Origin of the sequence: Enterobacter sp. MGH 24 (assembly GCF_000493015.1) — a bacterium.
Classification (GTDB): domain Bacteria; phylum Pseudomonadota; class Gammaproteobacteria; order Enterobacterales; family Enterobacteriaceae; genus Enterobacter.
This window is the reverse complement of sequence record NZ_KI535657.1, coordinates 281,416-308,279: the sequence shown is the minus strand read 5'-3', so window position 1 is coordinate 308,279 and position 26,864 is coordinate 281,416. Positions and strand designations below refer to the sequence as shown.

Annotated in this window: 20 protein-coding genes, 1 other RNA gene and 1 pseudogene; 9 read left to right on the top strand and 13 right to left on the bottom strand. The window is 54.0% G+C overall.

Annotated features, from left to right (window positions below):
- Nucleotides 1–50 precede the first annotated feature (50 nt).
- Nucleotides 51–11,228: a BapA/Bap/LapF family large adhesin gene (locus tag L370_RS20285; RefSeq protein ID WP_023333141.1), complete on the bottom strand. Its 11,178-nt coding sequence runs from the start codon at nucleotides 11,226–11,228 to the stop codon at nucleotides 51–53.
- A gap of 762 nt (nucleotides 11,229–11,990) precedes the next feature.
- Between L370_RS20285 and L370_RS20290 the strand changes: the two genes are divergently transcribed.
- The 3 genes from L370_RS20290 to L370_RS20300 are packed head-to-tail and all read left to right on the top strand — an operon-like array spanning nucleotide 11,991 to nucleotide 13,844.
- A complete protein-coding gene (locus L370_RS20290; protein WP_023294382.1) occupies nucleotides 11,991–12,518 on the top strand; it encodes a tetratricopeptide repeat protein in 528 nt (175 codons plus the stop codon).
- A gap of 7 nt (nucleotides 12,519–12,525) precedes the next feature.
- A complete protein-coding gene (locus L370_RS20295) occupies nucleotides 12,526–13,056 on the top strand; it encodes a sigma-70 family RNA polymerase sigma factor (RefSeq protein WP_023333140.1) in 531 nt (176 codons plus the stop codon).
- Complete coding sequence (locus tag L370_RS20300; RefSeq protein ID WP_023333139.1) at nucleotides 13,053–13,844, top strand: anti-sigma factor family protein; 792 nt, start codon at nucleotides 13,053–13,055, stop codon at nucleotides 13,842–13,844. Before L370_RS20295 ends, L370_RS20300 begins: the two co-directional genes overlap by 4 nt.
- On the opposite strand, the gene L370_RS20305 is transcribed toward L370_RS20300, so the two are convergent.
- The 4 genes from L370_RS20305 to L370_RS20315 form a co-directional block, all read right to left on the bottom strand.
- Nucleotides 13,836–14,393 carry a YceI family protein gene (locus L370_RS20305; RefSeq protein WP_023333138.1) on the bottom strand — a complete coding sequence of 186 codons (558 nt, stop codon included), beginning with the start codon at nucleotides 14,391–14,393 and terminating at the stop codon, nucleotides 13,836–13,838. The two genes, L370_RS20300 and L370_RS20305, sit on opposite strands and share 9 nt — an antisense overlap.
- A 174-nt stretch (nucleotides 14,394–14,567) precedes the next feature.
- Complete coding sequence (locus L370_RS20310) at nucleotides 14,568–14,924, bottom strand: hypothetical protein (RefSeq protein ID WP_023333137.1); 357 nt, start codon at nucleotides 14,922–14,924, stop codon at nucleotides 14,568–14,570.
- 454 nt (nucleotides 14,925–15,378) lie between these two features.
- Nucleotides 15,379–16,077 carry a 4'-phosphopantetheinyl transferase family protein gene (locus L370_RS0121705; protein WP_023333136.1) on the bottom strand — a complete coding sequence of 233 codons (699 nt, stop codon included), beginning with the start codon at nucleotides 16,075–16,077 and terminating at the stop codon, nucleotides 15,379–15,381.
- 22 nt (nucleotides 16,078–16,099) lie between these two features.
- A complete protein-coding gene (locus L370_RS20315) occupies nucleotides 16,100–16,696 on the bottom strand; it encodes a LysE family translocator (protein WP_023333135.1) in 597 nt (198 codons plus the stop codon).
- Nucleotides 16,697–16,834: 138 nt separating this feature from the next.
- Here L370_RS20315 and L370_RS20320 point away from each other — a divergent pair, with 138 nt between their 5' ends.
- Nucleotides 16,835–17,407: a helix-turn-helix domain-containing protein gene (locus tag L370_RS20320; RefSeq protein ID WP_023333134.1), complete on the top strand. Its 573-nt coding sequence runs from the start codon at nucleotides 16,835–16,837 to the stop codon at nucleotides 17,405–17,407.
- A 46-nt stretch (nucleotides 17,408–17,453) separates the two neighbouring features.
- Here the strand turns inward: L370_RS20320 and L370_RS20325 are convergent, their stop codons facing one another.
- Genes L370_RS20325 through L370_RS20350 form a run of 6 tightly spaced genes read right to left on the bottom strand, consistent with a single transcriptional unit; the run spans nucleotide 17,454 to nucleotide 22,519 of the window.
- Nucleotides 17,454–18,170: a thioesterase II family protein gene (locus L370_RS20325; RefSeq protein WP_023333133.1), complete on the bottom strand. Its 717-nt coding sequence runs from the start codon at nucleotides 18,168–18,170 to the stop codon at nucleotides 17,454–17,456.
- Nucleotides 18,163–19,080, bottom strand: a complete 918-nt coding sequence (locus tag L370_RS20330) for a DMT family transporter (RefSeq protein WP_023333132.1) — start codon at nucleotides 19,078–19,080, stop codon at nucleotides 18,163–18,165. The genes L370_RS20325 and L370_RS20330 overlap by 8 nt, the downstream gene beginning before the upstream one ends.
- On the bottom strand, nucleotides 19,073–19,753 hold the full coding sequence (locus L370_RS20335; RefSeq protein WP_023333131.1) for a hypothetical protein: 681 nt from the start codon (nucleotides 19,751–19,753) through the stop codon (nucleotides 19,073–19,075). The genes L370_RS20330 and L370_RS20335 overlap by 8 nt, the downstream gene beginning before the upstream one ends.
- Before the next feature lie 16 nt (nucleotides 19,754–19,769).
- A complete protein-coding gene (locus L370_RS20340; protein WP_023333130.1) occupies nucleotides 19,770–20,711 on the bottom strand; it encodes a chlorinating enzyme in 942 nt (313 codons plus the stop codon).
- Nucleotides 20,712–20,731: 20 nt separating this feature from the next.
- Complete coding sequence (locus tag L370_RS20345) at nucleotides 20,732–20,983, bottom strand: acyl carrier protein (protein ID WP_023333129.1); 252 nt, start codon at nucleotides 20,981–20,983, stop codon at nucleotides 20,732–20,734.
- A gap of 3 nt (nucleotides 20,984–20,986) precedes the next feature.
- Entirely contained in the window at nucleotides 20,987–22,519 is a 1,533-nt protein-coding gene (locus tag L370_RS20350; RefSeq protein WP_023333128.1) for an amino acid adenylation domain-containing protein, read from the bottom strand.
- Between the two features lie 277 nt (nucleotides 22,520–22,796).
- Between L370_RS20350 and L370_RS23330 the strand changes: the two are divergent.
- From L370_RS23330 to L370_RS20360, 3 genes and pseudogenes are all read left to right on the top strand, one after another.
- Nucleotides 22,797–22,880 (top strand): annotated as a pseudogene (locus tag L370_RS23330) (nucleotidyltransferase domain-containing protein); the annotation flags it as partial.
- A 129-nt stretch (nucleotides 22,881–23,009) separates the two neighbouring features.
- Nucleotides 23,010–23,786, top strand: a complete 777-nt coding sequence (locus L370_RS20355) for an isocitrate lyase/PEP mutase family protein (RefSeq protein WP_023333127.1) — start codon at nucleotides 23,010–23,012, stop codon at nucleotides 23,784–23,786.
- Nucleotides 23,770–24,816, top strand: a complete 1,047-nt coding sequence (locus tag L370_RS20360) for a bifunctional transcriptional activator/DNA repair enzyme AdaA (protein ID WP_023333126.1) — start codon at nucleotides 23,770–23,772, stop codon at nucleotides 24,814–24,816. The genes L370_RS20355 and L370_RS20360 overlap by 17 nt, the downstream gene beginning before the upstream one ends.
- A 141-nt stretch (nucleotides 24,817–24,957) precedes the next feature.
- On the opposite strand, the gene ssrA is transcribed toward L370_RS20360, so the two are convergent.
- Together ssrA and smpB are read right to left on the bottom strand one after the other, a co-directional pair.
- Nucleotides 24,958–25,321, bottom strand: a transfer-messenger RNA (tmRNA) gene (gene ssrA, locus L370_RS22405).
- Between the two features lie 89 nt (nucleotides 25,322–25,410).
- Nucleotides 25,411–25,893 (bottom strand): SsrA-binding protein SmpB, encoded by a 483-nt coding sequence (smpB, locus tag L370_RS20365; RefSeq protein WP_008502505.1) that lies wholly within the window; start codon nucleotides 25,891–25,893, stop codon nucleotides 25,411–25,413.
- Between the two features lie 156 nt (nucleotides 25,894–26,049).
- On the opposite strand from smpB, the gene L370_RS20370 reads away from it, so the two are divergent.
- Nucleotides 26,050–26,487, top strand: coding sequence for a type II toxin-antitoxin system RatA family toxin (locus tag L370_RS20370; protein WP_023333125.1), 438 nt, complete (start codon nucleotides 26,050–26,052; stop codon nucleotides 26,485–26,487).
- Nucleotides 26,477–26,764 carry an RnfH family protein gene (locus tag L370_RS20375; protein ID WP_023333124.1) on the top strand — a complete coding sequence of 96 codons (288 nt, stop codon included), beginning with the start codon at nucleotides 26,477–26,479 and terminating at the stop codon, nucleotides 26,762–26,764. The genes L370_RS20370 and L370_RS20375 overlap by 11 nt, the downstream gene beginning before the upstream one ends.
- The last annotated feature ends 100 nt before the right edge of the window (nucleotides 26,765–26,864 follow it).

The window sequence follows — 26,864 nt, the reverse complement described above, 5'->3', positions numbered from 1 at the left end:
TATTGTTATGCCCGGGCGCTGTGCGCCCGGGTCATCTCTTGCAGGTGCTATCAGGTAATGATGTGCTGCTGGTTAACAAGCTCGTCGTAGGTGGTTTGAACGCCATCAAGCGTAACGAGCGTGGTATTAGTGTAGGTGCCACCCGCACCGTCACGGTCGATGGAGATCACGGTATTGCCATTACTATTAGTGACATGGAGATAATTCCCGAGCGTCGAGGCGCTTCCGTTCCAGCCGACCAGCAGATCGCCGATGTCGATCTTGTCTCCCTGCGCCAGCGAGAAGCCGGTCCAGTGATCCCCCGTCGCGCTGCTGACGTTCCCCCCCGTGGCGTTGCCTGCGGTACTGTTCAGCACCTGGTAAATCAGCGTATCGCCGTAGGCCGTACCGGTGATGGCGTCGTTATGTTCAGAGCTGATGAACTGCGGCGCCATATTGATGGTCAGCGTGGCGCTGTCCGTTTTCCCGGCTGAGTCGGTCAGGGTGTAGTTGAAGGTCTCCTTCGACGTGATGGTTGAGAGCGACACCCCGGTATTGAGGGTGTAGGTGTAGTGACCGTCCGCGCCGATCGCCAGCGTGCCGTAATGGCCGGTGATGTTCACCGTAGCGCTGCCGTTATACGGATCCAGCGTGGTGGTCACGCCGTTGTAGCCGGTAACGCTCAGGCGGGTGTCCACCGAGTGCAGCTGATCCATCGCCCCTGCGGAATCCGTGCCGTCGAAGATATTGCCGTTAACGAAGTGCCCGCTGGTGGTGTCGAACTGGCTGAGCGAGTAGGTGGTGCCGTTTACGCTTGGGGTAATGGTGATGTTACCTACGCTCAGCCCCGGTACGCTGCCGGTATAGCTCAGCGTATAGGTCCCGGCGTTCAGATCCAGCCCGGTCAGCGGAACGTCGATGCTGCCGCCGAGCAGCGAGCCGCCGCTGAAGGAGCCGGTGCGGATCGCGCCGTTGGCATCGCTAATCGTCCAGTTCACCGTCAGCCCGCCCAGCGCCAGCAACGAAGCAACGTTAAAGTGCAGCGACGCGTTATGCAGGGCGGTGTTTGGATCCACCACAAAGGTTCCGCTTCCGCTGCCCTGGGTTGATGAAAGCAGCGCGGTCGTCCAGCTGGCGCTGCCGACGGTGGTATCGGAGTAGGTCGACGTGTGGTGTACCGAGGTGACGTCCATTACGGCACTGACATCGTTAACCGCATCCATCGCCCGTGCAGTTGGGGTGATGTTGAGCGTCGCCGTGTCTTTCGACCCGTCTGGCGCGGTGATGGTATAGACAAACGTATCAGGGGTGCGGATATGGTCCGCGCCCACGCCGCTTTTCAGGGTATAGGTGTACTGGCCGGACGAATTAATGGTCAGCGTGCCATATTCCCCCTGAATGGTGGTTGTTCCACTGTTGTTGACCGTCACGCCGTTTACATCCGAGACTACCGTTCCCGCCGGAACAGGGTCATTTGTCAGCACGTCGCCGGTGGTTGTCTCGCTGATGCTCGCCACGCTGTAGACATGATCCTGCAGGACGCTCAGCGTGTAGGCCGTCAGGGCAGTGATCCCCGCCGCGGTGTTCAGCAGGAACAGGTACTCCCCGGCGGGCAGGTTCAGCGTCAGCTGAGGCGAGGTGCCTCCCAGCAGTGGGGCGCGTAGCCAGCCCGACTCGACGCGAACCTGCTCGAAGGTCTGGGTCGCGTTGTTGAACTTATAGACGTACAGATCGAACACCGACGCCAGCGCTACGCCGCCAACGGAGGCCTGGATGGTCATGGTGCGTGTGGTGCCTTCCTCCACGTTATAGATAATGGGGTTGGTCATGTCGTCCAGCAGGTTCAGCCCCAGCGTATTGCCGAGATTGATGCCCACCAGGGTAAAGCCGCTCTGAGATGACGTACCGTTATTAACCTCGCTCACGGTGGTGTCGAAGGTCAGCGAGGCCGTGTCGTCAACGGCGACAATGCCGTTCGTTACGCTGCCCGCACCGAGCGACAGCACGAGGTTCGCCGACGCGCTCACGCCGTTATGGGTGATGGTGTAGGTGAAGCTCTCCGTGCGGCCAATCACCGCGGCGCTGGTGTCGGTGAGGTTGTAGGTGTAGCTGCCGTCGCGGTTAATGGTCAGCGTACCGTACTGCCCCTGAACGACCGTGCCGTCGGCGTTCACGCTGGTGGTCACTCCCAGCGCGTTGGTGACGGCGGAAACGGTGGTTCCTGCCGGTGCGTTGTCGCTGCCCGCGGTCGGGTCGGTATCGAGGATCACGTTGCCGTTAAGGCTGGTATCGCCCGTGACCGTACCCGGGCCGGTCTCTTTCACCGCCACGTCGAGGCTGGTGTAGGAGCCTGTGGCCAGCAGGTTGGTGTTATAGCTGAGCACGCGATAATCGCCGTTCGCCAGCCCGGTCAGGTTGAGCGATACGCCGGTGGCACCCAGCGTCAGCAGGTCGGCAAACTGCGGTTGTCCGGTATCGATAACCGTAGTCCAGGTGCCGTTGACGCTGTCGAAACGCTGCACCACCAGCTCAAGGGTGTTTAGCAGAGAAAGCACGGCGCCGGTGGCGTTGGCATTCACCACGATATCGGCACTGCCACCGCTGCCTACGGTGAAGTCCACCTGCGCGGTGTCATTCCCCAGTAGCGTCAGAACATTTCCCACAGCCCCCACCAGCAGGAAGCCGTAATCGCTGTACTGGCTGTTGGTGACGGTGGCGGTGGTGCTGAGATCCAGCTCTTCGACGTTGTTGCTGGCGGAGAGCGGCACCACCGGTGCAAGGGCTGAACCCGGCAGCGAGGTATTGCCCGCGGCGTCGGTGGCGGTGATCTGCAGCGTCTGACCTTCCGTCTGTTTGTTGAGGAAGGTGTAGCTGTAGGTCCCGTTGCTTCCTGCGGTGGTCGTCACCGTGGTGCCGTCGGCAAGACGGATGGAGACGGTGCTGCCGGCCTCTGCATTCCCGGTCAACACGCTGCCGTCGGCATTAATGGTGCCGGTCGGTGCCGTTGGCGCGGTGAGATCGACAATCACGGTGGTCGCACCGGAAACCGGGCTGGTACCCGAACTGTTGCTCGCGGTGGCGGTAAAGGCGTGAGCGCCTTCGCCTAACGCCGGAGTGGTGAAGCTCCAGTTGCCTGAACCGTCCGCAACTACGGTGCCCATCGACACGCCGTTGTTATACAGCGTGACGGTGGAACCCGCCAGGGCGGTCCCGCTCAGGGTTGGGGTGGTATCGTCGGTGGTTTTGCCGTTGGTCAGATTGCCGGTCACGGTGCCCACGTTATCGTTGATGGTGGCGATAACCGGCGCGTTCGGGATTGGCGTGACGGGCGCAATCACCGAGGCGCTGACGCCGGCGTTACCGGCCTTGTCGGTGGCGTAGACCAGCAGGGAACCACCGTCTGTCTGCGCCGGGGTGATGGTCGCGTTAAAGTTCCCGCTACCGTCCGCCGTTGCGGTACCGAGAACCGTCCCGGTACTGGTGGTGATGGTGACGGTACTGCCCGCTTCGGCGGTACCGGTGACGTGCGTCCCGTTGGTGATCACCGCAAGGCTGCCCGGTGCGCCAGGCGCGGTCAGATCCACCGTAATGGTGGTAGGGGCCGATGCCACGCTGGTGTTGCCCGCCGCATCCGTGGCGGTGGCGGTGAAGGTATGCGAGCCTTCACCCAGCGTAGTGGTTTGCGGCAGCGTCCAGTTGCCGCTGGCGTCGGCGGTGACCGTGCCAACCAGGGTGCCACCGTCGTAGATGCGCACGGTGGCGTTGGCTTCTGCGGTACCGTTCAGCGTTGGGCGCGCGTCGTTGGTCGGGTTGCCGCCGGTTATTGGTCCGGTGATGCTGCCCACATCATCCACCACCGAGCTGATGACCGGGGCAACCGGCGCGGTGGCATCCACGTTAATCACATACCCGGTAGTAGGCGCGCTGGCGTTGCCGGCCGCATCCGTCGCGGTGAAGGTAAGGCTGTGCTGCCCGTTAGCGAGCGGCGTGGTCGGCGTAAAGCTCCACGCCCCACTGGTGGCGGTCACGCTGCCAATCTGCACGCCGTTATCGAAGATTTTCACCGTCGCGCCCGCTTCCGTCGTACCGGTGAGGGTTGGCTGCGCGTCGTTGGTTAACCCGCCGTCGCCGATCGGCGTGGCGGCATTACCAACGTCATCCACAATGCTGCTCAGCACCGGCTGCGCAGGCGGCGTGGTGTCGATAGTCAGGCTGAAGGTTGTTGACGGATCGCTGGTGTTGCCAGCCGCATCCGTCGCGCGGGCCGTGAAGCTGTGCGTGCCCGTAGCCAGCGTGGTGTTAAGCAGAATACTCCAGCTTCCGCTGGCATCCGCGGTGCCGGTTCCCACAAGCGTTGCACCTTCATAGATGTTGACGGTGGCAAACGGCTCGCTGGTCCCGATGAGACGCGGAACGGTGTCGTCGGTGGTCTGCCCGGAACCGATCGCGCCGGTGACGGTACCCACATCGTCAATCGCCTGGCTGATAACCGGCGCGGTGGGAGCGGTCGTATCCACCACCAGCGTAAAGCCAGGCGATGCCGGGCTGACGTTGCCGGCCGCATCGGTGGCCGTGGCGGTCCAGGTATGGCTGCCGTTTGCCAGCGGCGTGGAAGGCGTAAAGCTCCATGCGCCGCTGCCGTTCGCCGTGGCGGTGCCGACCTGCTGACCATTCTCGTAAATCGTAATGGTGGCATTGGCCGCCGCCGTGCCCGTTAGCGTTGGCGTGGTGTCGTCGGTACTTTGTCCGGAGGTGAGTGGCGCCTGTACGCTGCCAGCATTGTCCGCCGCGGTCGAGATAACCGGCGCTGACGGCGCGATAGTGTCCACCGTCAGGTTAAACGGTGCCGTGGTGGCGCCCGTGTTGCCCGCCGCGTCGGTGGCGTTGAAGGTAATGGCGTGCGGCCCTTCGGCGAGCGCGGTGTCCGGGGTAAAGGTCCAGTTCCCCTGAGCGTTGACGACCGCAGTGCCAATCTCGCTGCCATCCACAATGATGTGCACCGTGGCACCGATTTCGCCCGTGCCGTTGAAGGTCGGACGTGCGTCATTGGTGCTGTTGCCCGTTGTGAGGGTACCGGTGACCGGGCCGACATCGTCAATCACGCTGACGATCGCTGGCGCAGCAGGGCCCGTGGTATCGACGGTGAAGACGAAGACCGGCGAGTTGGCGGAAACGTTACCGGCGGCATCGCTGGCGTTGATGCGTATGTTATAGCTGCCATCCCCCAGCGCGGTGCCAGGGGTAAAGCTCCAGTTGCCGTTAACGTCTACCGGGGCGGTGCCAATCTCCACCCCATTGTTCAGAATGTGGATTGTGCTGCCGGCGTCACCTCTCCCGGTGAGCGTTGGCGTAGCGTCATTGGTGACCTGGCCGGTCGTAAGATTACCGACGATCCCGCCCGCCACATTGTCGCTGACGGTATCAAGCGCAGGAACTGCGGGAGGCGTCAGGTCGACGACTACGCCCCAGGTATTGGAGATCTGGCTGACGTTCCCCTGCGGATCGGTGGCGATGACGGTAAAGCTATGCAGGCCTTCACCGAGGGCGGTGTCAGGGGTAAACGTCCATGCACCTGTGCTATCCGCTGTGACTACGGCAATCTGCGTCCCGTTGTCTGAGATCGTCACTACGCTGTTCGCATCTGCCGTACCGGTGAGGGTTGGCGTCGCGTCGTTAGTCGGATTGCCGCTGACGACCGTAGTGGCAGCGTTGCCGACATTGTCGGTGACGTTGGTAATCACCGGTGTGGTGGAGATCGTATCAACCACAACGGTAAAGCCCGCCGAAGGCCCGCTCTGGTTTCCGGCGGGATCGGTCTCGCGGATGGTCAGGACATTATTACCGTCTGCCAGCACAGGCGTCGTATAACTCCAGGTGCCCGTGCTGCCGACCTGCGTGGTTCCCAGCAGCGTGCCGTTGTTGTAGACGGAGATGGTGTCGCCAACCGCGCCGGTACCGGTAAGGGTTGGTTGGTTGTCGTTAGTGGCCTGACCGTTGGTCAATGGGCCAGTGCCAGGACCGACGTCATCAATCACTGCGCCAATGGTTGGGGTTCCGGGGGCGGTGAGATCGACAGTGACGGTAGCTGCCGGAGAGAGGCCGCTGGTAAAGAGGCCGACCGTGGTAGTCGCTTCAAAGAAGTGGTTTCCTGGGCTCAGCGGTACGAGCAGCTGATAGCTCCATGTGCCGTCTGTCCCTACCGGAATAATCGCCAGCGGGATCAGGCTGCCGTCCTGGTAGAGCGTGACGGTACTGCCAGCAGGAGCCGTTCCGCTGATCGCCGGCGCGGTATCGTCTGAGGTTTTACCCAGCACGTTACCCGTTACGGCCCCGACATCGTCAGTGATGGCGGTGATGATCGGAACCTCTGGCAGATTGGATACTGTACCGCTGACGGTAAAGTCAGCTTCCGGGCTTGTACGTCCTGAGGCATCGGTTGCGGTCACAGTCAGGACTGCGCCATCCTGCTGAGCCGGACTCAGCGCAATGGAGAAGTTGCCGCCAGTGGCCACCCCTGTGCCAAGAACGTTGCCATTGCTGTCGGTCACGGTGACGGTTGCTCCCGCTTCGGCAGTACCGGTCAACGGGGTACCTTCAATGGCTATACTGGTAACGACAGGCGCATCCGGATCGTTAGTATCCACCGTCACGCTGAGCGGGGCTGAACTGCCGGAAGTATTACCCGCCGGGTCAACCGCAGAGACGGTAAAGGTATGGGCGGTATCCGACAGCGTACTGCCCGCGGTCCAGGTCCATGTGCCGTTCGGCTGTACCGTCACCGGCACGCTTGATGGGACGCCGTCCACGGAAACGATCACCGTGCTGCCCGGTTCGCCTGTCCCCGTAAGGGTTGGCGTGCCGTCGCGGGTGTAAAGCGTATTGTTCGTCACCTGGCTGTCGGAGACCGCGTTAATCTGCGGTATTTCAGGTGCAACGCTATCGAGCGTGACGGTAAAGACCTGGCTGAGATCGCTGACGTTACCCGCCGCGTCCACCCCCGCAACGGTGATGTTCAGCGGACCGTCAGTCTGGGTCGGCAGTTCAAGAGACCACTCGCCATTCACCACGACGACGCGTCCAGCCTCGACGCCGTTGTTATAGACGATTACCGTCTCGCCGTTGACGCCGGTTCCACCGACGATCGGCGTGGTATCCGTGATAATACCGCCGCTCGGCTCGCCGCCGACGGCACTAATGACTGGCGTATCCGGTGCCACGGTATCAACGGTAATGGTAATTGCAGGTGACGGATCTGAAACGTTGCCCGCCTCATCTGTCGCAGTGGCAGTAAATTCGTGGTTTCCCTCATCAATATTGCTGCCAGGACGCCAGCTCCAGTTACCGTTGCTGTCTACGGTGACGCGGCCCACTTCGCTGGCTGGCTGATTATTCACGCTGTCATAAATAATAATCACGTCGTTCGCCGTACCGGTGCCGCTGAGTACCGGACGCGGATCGTTAGTGGTTCCGCCATCGGCAACCGGACCGGTTATCTGGCTCACGCTGTCGGTCACGGTAGGGGCCGCAGGCGTGGTCGGTGGGTCGGTATCAATGGTGATGGTCACCGGCTGGGACGGTGCGCTTTCGTTGCCCGCGCCATCCTTGTTGGTGACGGTGAGGGTGATGTCATAGGTGCCATTGTTCAGCGGAGTCGTTGGCGTCCAGCTCCAGTTGCCGTCGCTGCCTACCGGGACCTCGTCAACTTTAACGCCGCCGATATAAATCGTGACGGTATCGCCCGCCTCCCCGGTGCCGCTCAGCGTTGGGGTGGTATCGCGGGTAACTTCTCCTGGCTTCAGCGCGACCTCGGTTGTGCCGCCATCCGGGTTGACGGTAACGGCCGGCGTGTCCGGTGTGGCAGGGGCGACGGTGTCCACCACCAGGTCGAACGGATCGGAGACGCTGGTGTTGCCGGCGACATCTGTGGCATGGACGGTGATCGAATGCGGGCCATCGGTGAGCGGGGTGGTTGGCGTAAAGCTCCAGCCGCCGTTGCCGTCGAGGGTGGCGGTGCCGAGCAGGGTATCGCCGTCATAGAGGGTGATAATGGTGTCCGCCGGCGCGCTGCCTTGCAGCAGGGGCTGGGTGTCGTCCGTGGTATCGCCGCTGCTGAGCGGGCCCTGCACGTCGCCAGCGTCATCGGTCACGCTGGCAATGGTCGCGGCAGGTGGCGGAGTGATATCGACCGTAAAGGTAAAGCCGCCTGAAGGTGCGCTACTGTTACCTGCCGCATCGGTTGCAACAACGGTCACGGTATGTTGTCCGTTGCCAATCGGCGTGGTGGGGGTGAAGGTCCACGCGCCGTTGCTGTCAGCGACGGCAGTGCCAATGCTGTTACCGTCCAGACGGATGGTAATCGTCGCGCCCGGTTCGGCGGTACCGTTAAGCGTCGGGGTCGGATCGTTGGTGATTTCGCCGGTATCGAGCGGACCGGTACGGCCTTCAACATTATCCACCACCTGCGTAATGACCGGCGTGCCAGGGGCGACGCTGTCGACCGTTATGCTCCAGGTGTTAGAGGTTGCGCTGGCGTTGCCTGCCGCGTCGATGGCTTTCGCGCTCAGTACGTGTCCGCCTTCTTGCAGAACTACGCTCGGGGTAAAGCTCCACTGTCCGGAGGGAGGGATAACCAGCGTGCCGATTTGAGCGCTGCCGCTGTAGATAAAGAGCGTTGTGCCTGCTTCACCGGTACCGCTGATGGTCGGGGTTGCATCGTTGGTGAGCCCGCCCTGGGCGATGGGCCCCGTGGTGGGCGCGAAGTCATCGACCACCGAGACAATCACCGGGGTTTGTGCCGGGGTAATGTCCGGTGCAAGGGCCGGCGTTGTTGGACCTGTATTACCGGCTGGGTCGGTCGCATCTGCCGTCAGGGCTTCACCGTTGGCTTTTGGCGGATTCAGCGTCACGCTAAAGTTGCCCTGGTCATCGGCGACTGCCTGACCTACGGTGACGCCGCCTTCGCGGATGGTCACGGTGCTGCCCGCCTCTGCGGTACCGGTCACGGTGGTGCCATCTCCGGAAACGACCACATTGTCCGGCGCAAGCGGCGCAGTGCTGTCCGGTGCCGTGGCCGTATTCGGCAGGCTAATATTGCCGGAGCCATCGGTCGCGACGACAGTCAGCACTTCACCGTTGGTCTGGGCCGGGCTTAACGGCGCACTGAAGGTGCCGTCGCCGTTGGCTGTGGTTTCACCGATAACCGTGCCATCGGCCCCTTTAATAGTGACAGTGCTGCCCGGCTCCGCCGTGCCGCTGATGCTTTGTCCATCGTCAGTGACCTGAAGGTTGCCAGGGGCCTGAGGTGGCGTGGTGTCTGCGGCGTTGACGGTCGCCGCCGGGCTCTGGTTGCCCGCGGCGTCAGAGGCCACGACTGAAATGATCTGACCGTTGGTTTGTGCAGGCGAGAGAGTGGCAACAAAATTACCATTGCCGTCGGTTGTCGTACGGCCGACGATCTCCCCGTTATTGTTGGTAATCACGATGCTGCTGTTAGGTTCGGCTGTACCGGTAATCTGCGTGCCTGCCGGGTTTAGGGTAATAACCGGTTTGTCCGGCGGCGTGGTATCCACGATGAAGGTGATTGGCTGCGACATGGCGCTCTGGTTCCCGGCTCCATCGGTGCTCTGGACGGTAATGGAGTGAGATCCTTCCGCAATCGGGCTGGTTGGCGTAATGGTCCAGGTACCGTCTGGCTTAACGATCGCCTCCCCTACGAGCTTGCCATTATCATAAATGGAAATAGTGCTTCCGGGTTCTCCCCGGCCCGTCAGACGCGGCTGAGTGGTGTCGGTAGACTGTCCCGCGGTGAGAACGCCTTTCAGCGGGCCGATATCATCGTTGATCACAATGGCGCTGGGGGTGACCGGAGCGGTCAGATCCACGTTAATGGTGAACGCGGGCGATGGGGGGCTGGTATTACCTGCCACATCCGTGGCCGTGACGGTGAGAGAGTGGCTGCCTTCACTGAGATTCACCGACGGGATGAAGGTCCATGTGCCGTTGCTGCCGGCGACTGCAGTGCCAATAGCGATAGAGCCGTCAAAAATAGTAATGGTGCAGCCCGCTTCTGCAGTGCCGCTGATTTGTGGACGCCGATCGTTGGTGCTGCCACCGTTACTGATTGTTCCTGTCACCGGATCGACATCGTCGGTTGCGCTGGTGATAACCGGAGCGGCTGGTGCGAGCGTATCAACGATAAAGTTCACGGCGCCCGATGCCGGGCTGGTGTTGCCTGCTGCATCGGTAGCCGTCGTTGTAATGGTGTGGCTGCCGTTGGCGAGATCGGTTTTGGGGGTAAAGCTCCAGCTACCTTTAGCATCTACCTGCGTGGTACCTATCTTCTGGCCGTTATCGTAAACCGTAATGGTGCTGCCGGGCTCGCCGATACCGCTTAAAGTCGGACGGGCATCATCAGTACGCTGGCCGTTTTCCAGCGGGCCAGCCTTGTCGCCCGCATCATCATTCACTAACAGGATATCCGGGGCATCCGGCGCGGTGGTGTCCGGTGCAGTCACAGTCGCGCCCGGGCTGGTATTCCCCGATGGATCCGTGGCGGTGGCGGTAAGCTGTTCGCCGTTGGTCAGCGGCGTCCCCAGATCGATGGTGAATTTACCGTCGCTGCCGGTTTTACCCGTGCCAACCACATTGCCGTCGGCATCTTTCAGCGTAATGGTGCTGCCGGGTTCGGCGGTACCGGAGACGGTTTTACCATCCGCCGAGAACTGAAGGCCGGTTGGGGCATTCGGCGGGGTCCTGTCCGGATCGGAAGGGTTTGTCGGCGTGCCAGGGTTAGTGGTGTTGCCGTTATCGCCACCGCCACCGCCTCCGCCGCCACTACCACTTGCTGCCGCCGCGATGCCGCCCGCGGCGACAATGCCGCCCAGCGCCCACGGCCAGATGGCGGCCCCACCGGTATCGCTTCCTGACGAGGCAAGCAGCACATCCGTCGAGGCGATAGATTCATAGGTGGCGGCCCCGGTAGGATCTTCAATCCACCATAATGCGCCTTCGCTGTCCTGCAGAACCAGCTGGCTTACGCCCTGCGCATCAGTGACGTAGAAATTTTTAAGGGTAATCACCTCGCCGGAGTGGAGTGTGATAACCAGATCGTTACCGCTTCGCGCGAAGTGGGAGACATCGGCTCGCTCGACATGAAGCTCAACGATAGAGGAATGGCTCAGGGTTACCTGGGTGCCTTCCGTGGTTGTTTCCACGCCAGTAAGTTTCGATATAACAGAGATTTGGCTCATTTAAATATTACTCCAGCAGATGTGTCATGAACGGCGAGCAAGACGAGCCATCTCTGCAGAAGGTAAAGGGCGCCCCCGGCGCAGTCGCTGTTATAACGCAGCACTGACCGTTGTTTTTAGCGCGCACGATGCCCGCCAGGATTCAGAGTGGCAACATCAGAGCGAATCTAATTACTTATGAAAGACAACCATTTTTATTGGTACTTTGCGTCTTATAAAACCCTGTAATTAATAGAGGAATTATTTTTGAGGATATAAAAATGATATAGACAGAAAACACGGCTTGTGCAACTTAAGCTTTCGTAAATAAATGCGGAAACAGTGAGGGCGGCATTGATATATTGATATTCTTAATGGCCTTATTGGTGCAACGTTCTGTTTTATATGATTTTAATTTTATGCTGCAATGTTTTTTATTAATGTGGGTTACGCGGTGTGATAATTGGTAGGAAGTGTTTTTAATATAATATAAAACGTTATTGTTTAATTGCGCTTAATATCCATTTAAGTTAGGTTAACATTTTTGATATAAGATATATTATATCGCCTGCGCAATGAAATATATTCTTATGCCGGGTTAAAATTCTGCTATCACACGAAAATAATAACGTTAAGACAAGGGTAAAATAACCTGATTCATTTTCATTGGGGCTACGACGTCAGCATGATTTTGCGACAGCAAAAAAAATCACGAGGAGAATGAATAAAAATCGCCAGACGCGCGTTTACTGACGTCACTTCCTTCTTACCCTGGAGCTTTATATGAACACGACCTCGTTTCGTTTGATCCCGGTGCTGATTTTTTCCCTGCTGTCCCCCCTGGCGCTGGCAATGGGCAATAATAGTACCGAGAGCAAAACGCCCGACTGTCCTTCCGGACAGGTGTATGACAGCGCCACTCAGAAATGCGTGCCGGACAAGAGCAGCAGCCTCAGCGACCAGGACAAAACCAACTATGCGTACCATCTCGCAAAGAAAGGGGAATACCAGGCGGCGCTGAATCTGCTTGATTCGCTCAAAAATGGCAATACGGCTGAAGCGTGGAACTATCGCGGGTTCGCCACGCGCAAGCTTGGCCGCACGGACGAAGGGATTGGTTACTACCAGCGCGCGCTGGCTATTGCACCGGATTATGCCAAAGCCCGGGAGTATCTCGGGGAAGCGTGGATGGTAAAAGGACGTCCCGACCTTGCGAAAGAACAGCTGAAGGTGATTGCCGGTATTTGTGGCCAGTCCTGCGAGGAGTATCGCGACCTGCAGGCCGCTATCAACGGACATCCGGAATCCTGATTTCCTGGTGGAGGGAAAACACATCGCTACCAGTGAGGTTCGTCAACAGTTAGCCGCACACCTGTCGCGTCTCTGGCGCTATGGGCTGGTGTTGTCGCGAAACAGGGATATCGCCGAAGAGCTGGTTCAGTCCACCTGCGTGCGTGCGCTTGAAAGGAGCAGCCAGTATACGCCCGGCACACGCATCGACAGGTGGCTGTTCGCGATCCTGCACTCCATCTGGATCTCAGAGCTTCGGGCACGACACGTGCGTCAGGGGCAGGGATTTGTGGCCAGCGACGAGCTTCTGGCGCCGGACAGCCGTGAACAGGATGAGACGCGCCTGCATTACCTGAAGGTGATGCAGCGCGTTAACGCGCTGCCTGAAGCCCAGCGCAACGCGGTATTTTTGGTTTATGTCGAAGGCTTTACCTACCAGGAGGCGGCGGAGACTCTGGCAGTGCCCATTGGTACCGTGATGAGCAGGCTGGCGACGGCACGGGCTCGGCTTGCCAGGTCCGCTGACGCACTGCCTCCGGTAAAGGAGAAACGCTCTTGAACTCGCACCGTTTTGCACCGCCCTATAACGACGACGCTATCGTGGCATGGATCGATGGCGAGATGTGCCGCGCCGACGCGCAGCAATTTGAAGAACAGATGAAAAGTGACGAACGCCTCTCCGGGCGAACCGCCGAACTGATGAAAAGCAGCCAGGATTTCGCCGGGGCGTTTGCCCCCCTGCTGGATGACGCGCCTCTGGAGACGATGCACGCGCGTCTGGCAGCGATTCCCGATCCACAAGCCTCCACGCCGGTCGGCGTCAGCAGGCGGGCGTTGATTGCCGCGTCGGTCAGTTTTTTGATGGTCGGCTCCGGGCTGGGCTACCTGCTGCGGACCGCTTCCGCGCCTGCTGATGAGAACGCCCATATTCGCGACCTCGAAGCGCAATATATGTCCTTGTACAGCGTCGAGACGCTGCTGGATATGGACAGCGCAGCGCCTGTCCTGCAGCGCGGGCTGGAACGGGCCGCGCAGGATATCGGCATGAAGCTGCACATGTCGCAGCTTGTCCTGCAGGGGGCAGAGCTGAAAATGGTGCGCATGCTGCGCTATGAAACCACCTCGATCGCGCAGATTGCCTGGATCAGCGCCGACTACGGCCCGATGGCGCTCTGTATCTCTCCCGTGGATGAGAAGACAACAGCCTCTCTGCGCCAGGAGCAGCGTCACAGCATGAACCTGGCGTGGTGGCAGGAGGCGGGCTACCAGTTTGTCCTGATTGGCCGCAACCCGCCGCCTCACCTGCGGAAAAACGCGGAGCAGCTACAGCAGCTCATCTCAGGATGACGGTATGTCGTTCGTCTTAATCGCAATGGCGATAGCAATCCGATCGTCCACGACCAGCGCAAACTTATCCATCCCGTAGGCCGAGCGCGAGATCGCCGTCGTGGCATCCAGCGTGAGGGCCTGCGCGTGCGGGTCTTTTACGATGGCCTCCAGGATCACCGGGCGGGCAATGTTTCGCACGGTCAGCGTGCCGAACACCCTGAACCGCCCGTCACCCTGGGCGACCACGCGAGAGCTGATGAACTCGATCGTCGGGTAGCGCTCAGATTCAAAGAACATGTCGCTTTTTAGCTGCCAGGTGAGCAGCTTGTTTGACGCCACGAGAGTCGCGACGGGAATGGTGACGTGAATATGGTCGTCGACGTCGTTTTCCGGATTGAGCGTCACGGCACCCGTCACGCCGCTGAATGTTGCCCAGGAGAGGATGCCGCCAAAGGCATGCCACGATAGCCGAATGGCGGTGTTATCGGTGTCGATGATGTAGCTCTTCGGGGCAGCCATCGCCCACGGACAAACCAAAACAAGCACTATTACCAGGCGTCGCAGCATCTCAGGATCTCTTTTAGGGGGGCAGGGAGTAAACGCGTCACCTCCGGGATCTATTCGGCTTTGTTGACATTATTTCAACCGGAGCGCGATGACCGGACCTGGTGACAAGTGTAGCCTTGAGAGCGCGGAACAGGGGGGAATAAAAAAGGCCGCGTCTGCGGCCTTTCGAAGGGATTACTCAGTGACTTTCTTTTCCAGCTCGCTGGCACCTTCTTTGGTTTTGTTCCAGCCTTTCTCAGCGCCTTCTTTGGTGGCATCCCACCCTTTCTCGGTGCCTTCTTTGGTTTTATGCCATGCTTTCTGGGAATCTTCGCTGACCTTACTGCCCAGGCTTTCGCTTTTGCCTTCCGCAGCATGCTTCTGTTTCAGCTTCAGCTCTTCACCTTTGTTCTGCTCTTCGTGCAGTTTTTGCTTCGCCTCGTTGGCGTTTGCGTTCGCCGCAGCGACGGTATCGTCAGTTGCATGTGTGGTCGCAGCAAATACTGGGGAAGCCAGCAGAACGGCAGATAATGCGATAATTGTTTTTTTCATAATATCCTCATTTAACGTTATCGGTTATGAGCGTGATTCAGCATGGCACAGGCGAAGCGGGATGGCTTTAGGAAAAAACTGTAATGAGATCAATGTGCCCTGATGAGGGATATTTCGCCTGAGGATTATCCAAAGGATAAAAAGCCTATTTCAGCCAGAGCGGCGAGGGTCAGGAGAATAAAGATAATGACGGTTATGGGTTTGTACATGTAGGGGTTCCTTCCGGGTTGGGGCGGCTAATCCGTAGCGCTGGGTGGTGTGGGTAATTTTGCACAGGAGTGGGGGAAGGGTATTGATGTTTGTCAAAGGGATGGGCAGCGGTGGGAATGGATAGGGACAAAAAAGACCGCAAAGGGATGCGTCGTGTGTCAACGAAGTTAGCTGCGGTTTTTTAGGAAGATAAGAGCGGTTTCCTGAAACAGGCTACCCGATGGCCTGTTATCATCGATATCAATCAATGCAAATGGACCACGGTCAGAACCCGGTTTTCAAGAAATTCATACCAACCCTTAAAGCTAAATCCCGCCTCATATTCATGATTAAGCCTGTGCGTCAGGCTGAAAGTAAACCGCTGCAAATGGGGGTCAATATCACGCAGTTCAAAACTGTGAAAATCCAGATGTTGTTGGTGTTCACGCGGAAAAGCCTTATAGGCGCTTTCTTTAGCAGAAAAAAGTAGCAGCAGAATAGCGTCCAAAAGCAAATCGCTGGTGGTGACCAGTATGCCAATTTCGCTGGCAGAGGCTATGCGTTGGCTTATCGTATCGAGAGCTATCTTCGGCGCGAGCGATTCAATATCTATCCCAACCCGACCATGGTGAATTTTGATCACAGCGGCAGAGGCTAAATCGCGATCGTGAGAAATTGCCCCACAAAAGGAAGGGGGCCATGCGGGTGCACGATAATCCGTTATCAGCGGTGCCCGTAGCGTGCTATCGAAATGCTGGAGTAGTTTTTGCGCGCCAATACGTCCAGCAAGATATTCAGCCCGGCGTTGTTCCGTCGCATTTGCCAGCCGGCCCGGGACCGGAATATCATAAATTCTGAAAGCATCATTCAACGCGGTATCCCAGGCAAAACGCAATAGGGTGAAATGGATGTAATCGGGTAAGACTTCCTTTATCCGTTTTGTTTGAATCCAGAAAATTTTCATAATTACACCGCAGGCTTATGCATCAGATAGCGACGAAATGGTAAACCATAGAAGCAGCGAAGCTGGCCATTGCCAGCGACAGCCCGCGATAAAAAAAGACAGGCCATAATCGTGATTGCTGCAGACCCTTTCTGGCAATCCCTTTCCCGCAGGCGACCCATATAAAAGAGAGGGGCAACAAAGCGACAAAAACACTCAACATTGCGGCAGAGAAAGCCTGAGGTTCTTTGAAGGCGATTGAAGGAATGATATAAACCGCAAAGACGAATGATTTAGGATTAAACAAAGTGGTAATGAATATATTTTTCATTTCAATTTTTGCCGATTGAGTCTGTAATGAAAACCCCCAGACCTTAACGGCCAGCCAGGCAACATAGCCTGCTGATAATAATTTAATAATACCGATTAGAAACGTCCCTTGCTGAGCAAGAATACTCACAATAATGCCCCAAAAGGTGATTGCGAAAAAGTATCCACTCCATTCAGCAACGATCATTTTTAAACTTCTTCTGATACCGCTGGCGTACCCTGAGAAAAGGAGGAGAGTATTGGTTGGCCCAGGCATTGCAAGCAACAGCATGCCAGAAACCGTAATTTTAATGCAGTCATTCAGTACCATTTTAACCTCTGATACATTAACAAATGAGAAAAATCAGAAAGATAACAAACGTTTAAACTCATGTATCACTTTTAAAGCTATTTTCTTCCTTAAATGTTAATATGCTACTAATTTTATCCCGACTGTGAAGATTAAAAGATGAGTAATGCACAACAGAGCGAACGCTTAAAAAAAACGTACACTAACATTGGTAATAACGTAAAAAAGTTACGAATAGCTCGAAATCTTTCGCTTAATGAGCTGGCAAAACTTTCAGGCGTCTCCAAAGCCACGCTGTCCACGTTAGAATCGGGTGGCTCTAATCCTCGCGTAGATACACTGGATGCCATTGCCAGTGCACTAAGACTTACATTAGGCGATCTGCTCGGTAATAATAACGAACGCTATCCCTACATTGAAAAAAATGCTGGCTACAAAGGTGATTATTCCCAGGTAATGAAATTTCGCATTGGCCAGGGGAATATCACTGAAATATGGCATTTACAAATGAAGCCCGGTGTGGTAATAAACAGCCCGGCTCATGTATCAGGAACTCATGAGCACATCATCGTCCACCTTGGTACATTGCTTCTGAAAATATCTGACAGTGAAAGCATAATTCTTCATCCTGGGGATTTCTACGCATTCTCAGGTGATGTTAAACATGCCTATATTTGTGCAGATGATGCTGTAAGTGCAACGGTCATCATGTCTTACAGTACGCAAGGTTAATTCAGCAGGTAAGAGGTACGGCTGTGTTATCTCTCTCCTGCTTTGTTTAAATATTAAATATTTTGTTCTCCTTTATAAAATGTTTTGTTAGCTCACTAATTTCATGAGCCTGATCTTCTGAGATAAAATGTCCACCAGGGACCTCCTCCAGCCTGAATGGCTGGAGGGTACATTCCTGCCATCTCTGCGGTGGAGAAAGAAATAAGGGGTCTTCTTTTCCGAAAAGTGCTAATACTGGAATATCATCAAGCGTACCGCTCTCTTCTTCACTGATAGAATTAGCAACCTGCAAATCAGCGGAAAGAACCCGCAAAAATTGCTCCAGCAAAACGGGCTCGCGCTGCAGCCAGTCTGGTAATTGTCCGAGATGGTTTGCGAACTTAATTAATGAATCTTTTGAATTTTCACTGGATTCGGTAAAGTCAAAAAACTGACGACAATGAATTGGCTCATTTCCTATCACCACGAGCAGGATTTTCTGTCGGGCATCATGGGAACGGTATTTTTTGGCCATCACGTACGCGATATAGGCGCCGAGACTGTGACCCATAAAAATGATTGGGCAATGGCGCGGCAGTTGTGGAAAAAAATCCTTAGTCAGCTGATTGACGTTCGTTAGCAACGGAGCCTGGCGGCGGCGTCCGCGGCCAGGCATTTCAAATTTAATAACCTTGAAATTTGAAAATTTTTCTTCCAGCACATTCAAAGCCGCTGCATTTCCGCCAGCATGATGAAACATGGCGATATGTGGCCGTTCATTCATAACGCTTACCTTCAGCAATACGTCCCAGCAGGGCTGCACAGATAATGATCCCGCCCCCTAATGCTTGCAGGAAACCAAGGGTTTCTCCCATGATGGTGATAGCAAATAACGCTGCAAAGGCCGGTTCGAGAGATAAGATCAGCCCGACGCGGGTCGGACTGGTTATCTTGGCGGCATATAATTGCATCAGGAATGCAAATGCCGTCGCCAGCAGGCTCAGGAAGAGAATCAATCCCCATGTCGAAAAGGATATTTCAGGAATATATTGCAGCGCTGTCGGTTCGGTTAGCACAATGGTAACCAACCCGAGTGCCGCAACAACAAGCAGTTCAATTAAGGTAATATTAATTAGCGAGTAATCCTTACCCGCAGTCTGCCGACCAAACATAAATATCTGAAAACCGCGAATCAACGCAGCCGATAAGATAAGAATGTCGCCTTGATTGAACTCAATACTACCATTGGCCGTAAAGCTCAACATACCACCACCTGCAAGGGACATAAAGCAGGTGAAATAGATGAATTTGCTTTGTTTTCTCTTACCGATAAAACGTTCAAAAAAGGGAACTAACACTACGGATAATGCAATCAAGAATCCCGCATTAGCCGCTGATGTGTGTTTAACGCCAAACGTTTCAAATGTCAGGATAGCGTAAAGGAGCACACCAAATACGATCCCGTTGATCACTTCACCACGGCTGATGCTGCTTAATCTGACGCGAGTGCCAACAAACATAAAGGGAACGGCCAGCGCGAACCTCAGCATTAAAAACAAGGGTACGGTGACGCCTGCATGGATAATAAGCTGCATCAAGGAATAACTTGCCCCCCATGAGAGGGCAACAGCCAATAATCCCAGGTCAATTATCCAGAGTCGGCTACGCGGCGCCAGAATAGAATAATTAGACATGATTTTCCTTTAGCGGGACATGCCCGGCATCATAGCTTATCCGTAGTGTTCCCTTTTTAAACTTTATGGCTTTAATACTAAAGGCGTTGATTTTCGCCAAATCATCCGCGTGCGTTCCTGCACAAGGCATAGGTTCGGATTGGTTAATCTGGCACAGGCGGGTGGAACCCTCGAACCAACTTCGGACTGCCGCCCCCTTCTGGAGACGCTGGGAAATAATGCTCTCAATTTCAGCTGCATTCAGGCGATCGGCTGGAATAGCAGAAGCATCAATGGCGCTAAACTCAACCCGCGCCTCGCCTGGGAAATGGTGCCCCCGGACAGCCATCCATCCGAACTGACGCATTTCCCAATTCAGTAAATGCCCGGCGGTATGTAGCGCTGCATGGTAAGCGCGGGCCTCTGCCGATACAACGGAAGAGACTTTTGTTTCTACCGGAGGCGAAAAAGGAGACTGCGGATAAAGCACTACTAATCCTGACTCCTGTTTTTTTACCACCACAGGAATGTCGTTAACCCACCCAATATCTGCGGGCTGTCCGCCGCCCTGCGGATGAAAAATATTATCCTGCAGAGCAATCCATTGCCCTCCTTCATCAGCGCCGGTTGCAATGACATCGCTTAATATATTTAAGCGGTAAGTGTCATCCAGATAACACTGGTTTTGTTGCATAGCGATATTCCTTATTTTATACAGAAAGAGGAGTAAATGGGTTTCCGAGTAAGTTGTGGGTTGCTATACGGTTATTGTCATTACGGCTTTGACCTGCAACAATCACGCAGCCAAATTTATCCAGTGGAATATTACCGCCGTACTCATGCACATGATCGGTGTTGGGATAAATATCAACAAAGCTGGGTGCGTAACGGGTGGCAAAACCCATTCGATACATCTTGTCAGAGATATTTGGATAGGACGCATGCATTAGTGTTGACCAGAAAATAACGCATTGTCCGGCTTTCATCTCCAACGGAACGGCCTGTTTTTCATCCGGATGCCAGTCAGGATCGATTTGCAGATCGCGATAATCATAGCCAAAGAACCCGCGGCTCTTGCCTTCCTTTTCAATGTTATTAATAATATCACTCTGATACTCCATTGATTTTTTCTCATCATAATTCATTTTATGATGGGTGCCAGGCATAATTTCCAGACAACCATTCTCAATGGTTGAATCAGTAAAGGCAGTCCAGACTGTTAAGGTCCCTTTGCCAAACTGATCTTCAGTTTCTCCTGGCCAAAGAATTTGTGGTTTTCCACTGGCATTGGCAAATGTATCGGCCTGATGCCAGTCAGTACCTTCATCACCTGGGTATTTAGGGAAAAACTCCGTACGCCAGCATAAAACATCATCACCAAGAATATCAGACACCGGAGCCACAATTTTAGGATTAGTGATATGTTGGCTTAGTTTATTGATATCAAGATGACGATCGTAATTAGAGATATTCGTTGCTGCACCGTAAGAATCTGAAGGATATGCAGCATTAGAACGATCTGGTAATTGACGACGAACGGCACCCCAAATTTCTGCCATTTCTTCTGGAGAATAAATGGTGATTGGGCCGATGTAACCGTTTTTATGGAAGCTAGCAATTTGCTCTTCAGATAAATGAATTTTGTTGGACATGATAATCTCCAGTAGCTGATTTATTTAATACTGTAAAATGTTTCGCTAAGCGTGCTGTTATATAAACGTTCCATAGATAATGTTAGGTTGAACTCATTTCGTATGCGTTCATTCAGTGCAATAGCAATCATTGAATGCCCACCAATATCAAGGAAGTTATCTTCCTCACTGACCGGTCTTTCTAAAATCTCTTGGATCCATGCGATGTACTGTTGTAAAGCAAGTACTTTTATCTGTTCTTTATTCACATCATCTAAATCAACTGCGTTCATAATTTACTCCACAGAGAGTTTCAGGTGTTGTTTGTCAATTTTACCGTTAATAGTTTTCGGGATGGCATCAAAACCGCGATAGCGAAGAGGTCGCATATAAAATGGCAATAACTCTTTCGCCAAAGTTTGTAGTTGCTCAATAACCTCCGGTTTATTGTCCGATGAAGCAAAGCAACAAACCAGATGATTGCCAAGGATTTCTGAATGAGACGTTATCACAGATATATCGATAATAGATTCATGTCTCGCAAGCACAGACTCTATCTCACCGATTTCAATGCGATATCCATTTATTTTAACCTGCTGATCGCATCGTCCCATATAAACTAACTTGCCGGTGGCGTTATATTGAACAAGATCCCCTGTGCAATAATACCGTTCGGTAATGTTATTTTTTTCAGCTAAAATAAATTTTCCATTGGTCTCATTATTCTGGTTCAGATAGCCAGGCGTGACTTGCGGACCACAAAGAAGTAATTCGCCATAGCCAAGTTGCTGATTACTCTCATCAACGGGCCGAATGATATAATCGAATCCCGGTAATAATTCACCAATAATCGACTCTGAGTGTTCCAGATCATCATCACTGATAATATGCCAACTTGAATGAACAGTCGTTTCGGTAATGCCGTACATATTGACCAGTAAAGGAGATGCTAACCCTATATGCTGCTGCCATTGTTTCAGCGTCTGAAAATTAAGCCTTTCGCCGCCAAAAACTACAAATCGTAAATTCAATGACCCCTTCGGGAATTGACAGAGCCAGGGGGCATTTACGGAAAAAGCACCTGGTGTCTGGTTTAGTAAGGTAATTTTTTGATCGAAAATGAGCTGAGCCAGTTTAGGCGGGGTCAAACGTGTTTCGTTATCTGGAATAACAAGTTTTCCGCCGTAAGCTAAAACTGACCAAATTTCCCAAACCGAAAAATCAAAAGCATAGGAATGAAAAAGTAGGGTAGAGTCATTATCATTGAACTTAAACACAGGCTCCGTTGCACAAAAAAGGGCACGTAAATTCGCATGGGTGATTGGCACACCTTTCGGGCTACCCGTCGTGCCCGAAGTATAAATGATATATGCGAGTCCTTCCGGAACGGCGGCGTTCAGTAATGAATCCGAAATAACAGATACCGACAGCATCTGATATACGCTCTTAGCCTGAAAGCCAGCAAAGTTTGTCTGTCCGCTCTCATTGATAATCATGCGGGGCTGAGAATCATTGAGTATCAGGCTGTTACGCGCTGCTGGCGCATTACGGTCTAGTGGTACATATGCAGCACCAATGAACTGAACTGCCAGAACAGAGGCGATTAACTCGGCGCCTGGCGGCAGCTCAATTGCAATGCGGTCACCAGCGTGAACACCTTCCTCTTTCAGAACCTGAACAATCCTTAACATCCAGTCTCTGAGCTCGCCATAAACGATCTCATGGTTGGGATCTTTAACCGCGACCCGCTGGGGAAATTTCCAGGATACTGCCCAAAAAAGCGCAATCTGAGTTAACGCATCATGTGCCTGTGAATCAATGGTTCTCATAAAAGATCCTCCTGTTCGGAATAAAAGTACAATAAGACACAAAAGCGAACAAATGTTTTTTTATTGTTAAATTGATTTTTTTAATTAACTTATTGTTAATAATGAATAAATAAATTAATTTCTTGTTCGTTTAGCTTAGTGACGTAAATGCTCTGTTCGTTTTAGCTTATCTTGTTAGAGCATTAGAAGAGCGTTCGGGTGAGGTATCCGTGGGTTTACCCAGCTCAGCGGAAAGCCTTTTCATTCGTTAAATAATGACTTCTGCTTACGCCTACCGACGCCGGGGTGGTTTGAGTCCCGAGCCTGGATCTGGCTTCATTGTGCGGTGGTGAAGCTGGGAAGGGGCGAGCTCTTTGAAGCCTGAAAGATTTCGGTCTGTTTCGTCCCCGATTTCAGACGACGTTTGGAAAAAAATGGTCGTCTGAATTTCGGTTGTGACGGTTTTACGGAATGCTTAGATTCATTTTCAATCTATCGAGAGGATATGGATATGAACTTTGCAGAACTCCACAACCAGCATGACCCCTTTCTTATCGCTAACGTCTGGGATGCCGCCAGTGCTGTCGCAGCGCAAGAAGCAGGTTATCAGGCACTGGGAACGTCCAGCGCAGCAATTGCGTCAATACTGGGATATGAAGACGGACAGGGAATGCCGTTTGATGAGCTATTTTATATGGTCACCCGTATCCGGGCTATCAGCAACCTGCCATTGAGCGTTGACATGGAAGCAGGGTATGGTGATTCAGCCGAAGAGATAACAGCCAATCTCAGGCGCCTTGCTCAGACAGGCGTCGCAGGCGTTAACCTCGAAGACAGCAGAGTCATAAATGGGGAGCGCCAGCTTGACGATGCCTCTGATTTTTCCTGTACCCTGAAAACAGTATGCGATGCGCTGAGAAGCGAAAATCGTAGCCTTTTTCTGAACATCCGGACTGATACTTACCTGCTCGGGCATGAAGACGCGTTGCAGGAGACAATATTACGGGGACAGCGCTATAAAGCTGCAGGTGCTGACGGCCTTTTTGTTCCCTGCCTGACGTCAGAAAAAGACATCAGACTCATTGCAGAGGCAACGGGTTTGCCTCTGAATGTCATGTGTATGCCCGATCTTCCGTCGTTCGACAGGCTGAAACGGGCCGGGGTAAGCCGCATTTCAATGGGCAATTTTGTTCATTCAGCCATGCAGTCGACGCTGACTGATGTCATGCATGCGATCCGATCTCGTCAGACGTTTGAAGGACTTTTTGGTGATGAAAATAACCGATAAGAATTTGTGTGATATCTGGTATCAGGCATTACTTGAACGTGCTTCAGAATATACAGGCGTGTTTTTTGTTGGCGTCAAAACTACGGGCGTATTTTGTATTTCGGTATGCCGGGCACGAAAGCCTAAACGTGAAAATGTCGAATTTTACAAAGATGCCAAATCTGCCCTTGCGGCCGGCTTTCGTCCCTGTAAGGTCTGCAGGCCCGCTGAAAATGCGCACAGCGCGCCATTATTTATTGAACAGGCGCTTGCGCTTGTCAGGCGCGATATAAAATCCCGCGTAGCAGACGCGAAGCTTCGTCAGCATGGGATTAGTCCGGAGCGGGTAAGACGCTGGTTCCTGCAACATCATGGCATCACTTTTCAGGCTTTCCAGCGAATGCAGCGGGTCAACGTTGCCCTGCAGGAGCTGAAAAGCGGACGAGCGGCGACTGAAGTGGCGCTGGACAATGGCTATGAATCCCTGAGCGGGTTTGGTTATACCTACAAGCGGCTTACTGGCGCAGCGCCGACTCAGACAACCCAGGTGATTGTCATTCACCGGTTTACTACCACGCTTGGGCCTATGTTTGTCTGCGCGACAGAACGGGGAGTCTGCCTGCTGGAGTTTACCGATCGCCGGATGTTAGAAACAGAATTTCGCGATATCCAGCGTTTATTCAACGCCAGAATTGTTACCGGAGAAAACAACCATACCCGGCAGACAGTAAAAGAAATCAGCGAGTATTTTGCCGCAACCCGTCGACAGTTCGATCTCTCTGTCGATGCGCCGGGCAGTGATTTCCAACGATCCGTCTGGCACGAGCTGCGTGCAGTTCCCTATGGACAGACTTCACACTATCAGGCCATTTCGCTACGGATGAATAAGCCAAATGCTGTGCGCGCCGTCGCTGCTGCTAATGGGGCAAACCGAATTGCGATCGTGATCCCCTGCCACAGGATAATTGGAAAAGATGGCGCGATGACGGGCTACGGAGGGGGTATTTCACGCAAAGAATGGCTCATTGAGCATGAAAGGAAGAATGTTTAATGGCGTGATGCTCCAGTATGAGCGGGAAAATTTATGGGCTTCTTGGGACAAAGTGAAGGCACAAAAAAGCCCGCAGGGCTTGCGCCGTGCGGGCTCTTAGGACTACATCGGATGACTCTGGTAATCACCGATGGAGAATTTTGGTGGAGCTGGCGGGAGTTGAACCCGCGTCCGAAATTTCTACATCCTCGGTACTACATGCTTAGTTTGTCTTTACATTCGCACGCCAGCTGCGGACAGACACGCCACTAACGAACTAGCCTGATTAGTTTTAACGCTTCAACCCCAGGCAGGGCTTCCACGCGATCTCTTTTGGGTTTGACCTCTCTTTGATCCCCGTCTTAAGAGCGGAAGCTAGGGAGAGAGGGCTCAGAGCAGGTTATTAAGCTGCTAAAGCGTAGTTTTCGTCGTTTGCGACTATTTTTTTGCGGCTTTTAACGAGGCAAACCGCCCCTCGGCATGCACCTTGGGTTTCGCAAATCCCGTCGAATCCAGAATCAGCCCCAATAGTGTTGAACTGAGTATACCAGATTTCACTTCCTGGATACCAGCCCGGAACGCTAACTTATTGAATAGTACAATAAGTGTGCAGAATCAACGTCCTGCGTTTTTCATGATGCGCGCTTTGTCCAACTGCCACTCGCGCTCTTTCAGGTCAGTACGTTTGTCGTGCTGTTTTTTACCTTTCGCGACGCCAACTTTCACTTTGCACCAGGCGTTTTTCCAGTACAGCGACAGGGCGACCACGGTGAAACCTTCACGGTTGATGCGTCCGTAGAGGGATTCCAGCTCGCGCTTGTTCAGCAGCAGCTTACGGGTGCGCGTTGGGTCACACACGTAGTGTGAAGAGGCGACGGTCAGCGGCGTAAAGTTCGCGCCGAACAGGAAGGCTTCGCCATCTTTCAGGATCACGTAGCTATCGCCGATGTTGGCTTTCCCGGCGCGCAGCGATTTTACTTCCCAGCCCTGCAACGCAAGGCCAGCTTCGAATTCTTCTTCAATGAAATACTCGTGGCGAGCACGCTTGTTGAGCGCAATGGTCGCCGAGCCTGGTTTATGTGCTTTTTTCTTCGTCATAAGTGTCGTAAAGCCGTCGGTAATCTGATTTCAAAAAGTCACCTCATTGCGTCCTGTGAGGTCTAACGCGCTATCTTAGCACGAGATGAGGCTTAGCGTTTTTTTAACAGGTGATAAATGTTATTATTTGTCCGTTGTGTGACCATGGGAAATGCTATGCCTCAGATTAGCCGTACTGCGCTTGTGCCTTACAGCGCGGAACAAATGTATCAGTTAGTGAACGATGTTCAGTCTTATCCAGAATTTATTCCGGGGTGCACCGGGAGCCGCGTTCTGGAGTCCGGCCCGACGCAGATGACCGCGGCGGTGGATGTCTCCAAAGCGGGGATCAGCAAGACGTTCACCACCCGCAATACGCTGACGAGCAATCAGAGTATTTTGATGCATCTGGTGGATGGTCCGTTTAAATCCCTGATGGGGGGCTGGAAGTTTACGCCGCTGAGCGCTGACGCCTGTCGCATCGAGTTCCAACTGGACTTTGAATTTACCAATAAGCTGATTGAGCTGGCGTTTGGCCGCATCTTTAAAGAGCTGGCTTCCAATATGGTTCAGGCGTTTACCACCCGCGCTAAAGAGGTTTACAGTGTCGCATAAGATTGCTGTAGAAGTGGTGTACGCGCTGCCGGAGAAGCAGTATCTGCAGCGCGTGACGCTGGAAGAGGGTGCAACCGTTGAGGCGGCTATCCGCGCGTCCGGCATCCTTGAGCTTCGCAGCGATATCGACCTGGCGAAAAATAAGGTCGGGATTTACAGCCGTCCGGTGAAGCTAGGCGATGTGCTGAAAGAGGGCGATCGGGTGGAGATTTATCGTCCGCTGATTGCCGACCCGAAAGAGCTGCGTCGTCAGCGTGCTGAGAAATCGGCTAAGTAGCGCTTTCTTTCCCCGGTGGCGCTGCGCTTAGTGGGGCTACGATTCTGCGCTAGAGTTCAGACACAAAAAAGGTGCTCAATGAGCACCTTTTTGCATTTCT

Coding starts and splice junctions, on each gene's coding strand:
- L370_RS20285 (WP_023333141.1), bottom strand. CDS start 11,228: ATGAGCCAAATCTCTGTTATATCGAAACTTACTGGCGTGGAAACAACC.
- L370_RS20290 (WP_023294382.1), top strand. CDS start 11,991: ATGAACACGACCTCGTTTCGTTTGATCCCGGTGCTGATTTTTTCCCTG.
- L370_RS20305 (WP_023333138.1), bottom strand. CDS start 14,393: ATGCTGCGACGCCTGGTAATAGTGCTTGTTTTGGTTTGTCCGTGGGCG.
- L370_RS20310 (WP_023333137.1), bottom strand. CDS start 14,924: ATGAAAAAAACAATTATCGCATTATCTGCCGTTCTGCTGGCTTCCCCA.
- L370_RS0121705 (WP_023333136.1), bottom strand. CDS start 16,077: ATGAAAATTTTCTGGATTCAAACAAAACGGATAAAGGAAGTCTTACCC.
- L370_RS20315 (WP_023333135.1), bottom strand. CDS start 16,696: ATGGTACTGAATGACTGCATTAAAATTACGGTTTCTGGCATGCTGTTG.
- L370_RS20320 (WP_023333134.1), top strand. CDS start 16,835: ATGAGTAATGCACAACAGAGCGAACGCTTAAAAAAAACGTACACTAAC.
- L370_RS20325 (WP_023333133.1), bottom strand. CDS start 18,170: ATGAATGAACGGCCACATATCGCCATGTTTCATCATGCTGGCGGAAAT.
- L370_RS20330 (WP_023333132.1), bottom strand. CDS start 19,080: ATGTCTAATTATTCTATTCTGGCGCCGCGTAGCCGACTCTGGATAATT.
- L370_RS20335 (WP_023333131.1), bottom strand. CDS start 19,753: ATGCAACAAAACCAGTGTTATCTGGATGACACTTACCGCTTAAATATA.
- L370_RS20340 (WP_023333130.1), bottom strand. CDS start 20,711: ATGTCCAACAAAATTCATTTATCTGAAGAGCAAATTGCTAGCTTCCAT.
- L370_RS20345 (WP_023333129.1), bottom strand. CDS start 20,983: ATGAACGCAGTTGATTTAGATGATGTGAATAAAGAACAGATAAAAGTA.
- L370_RS20350 (WP_023333128.1), bottom strand. CDS start 22,519: ATGAGAACCATTGATTCACAGGCACATGATGCGTTAACTCAGATTGCG.
- L370_RS20355 (WP_023333127.1), top strand. CDS start 23,010: ATGAACTTTGCAGAACTCCACAACCAGCATGACCCCTTTCTTATCGCT.
- L370_RS20360 (WP_023333126.1), top strand. CDS start 23,770: ATGAAAATAACCGATAAGAATTTGTGTGATATCTGGTATCAGGCATTA.
- smpB (WP_008502505.1), bottom strand. CDS start 25,893: ATGACGAAGAAAAAAGCACATAAACCAGGCTCGGCGACCATTGCGCTC.
- L370_RS20370 (WP_023333125.1), top strand. CDS start 26,050: ATGCCTCAGATTAGCCGTACTGCGCTTGTGCCTTACAGCGCGGAACAA.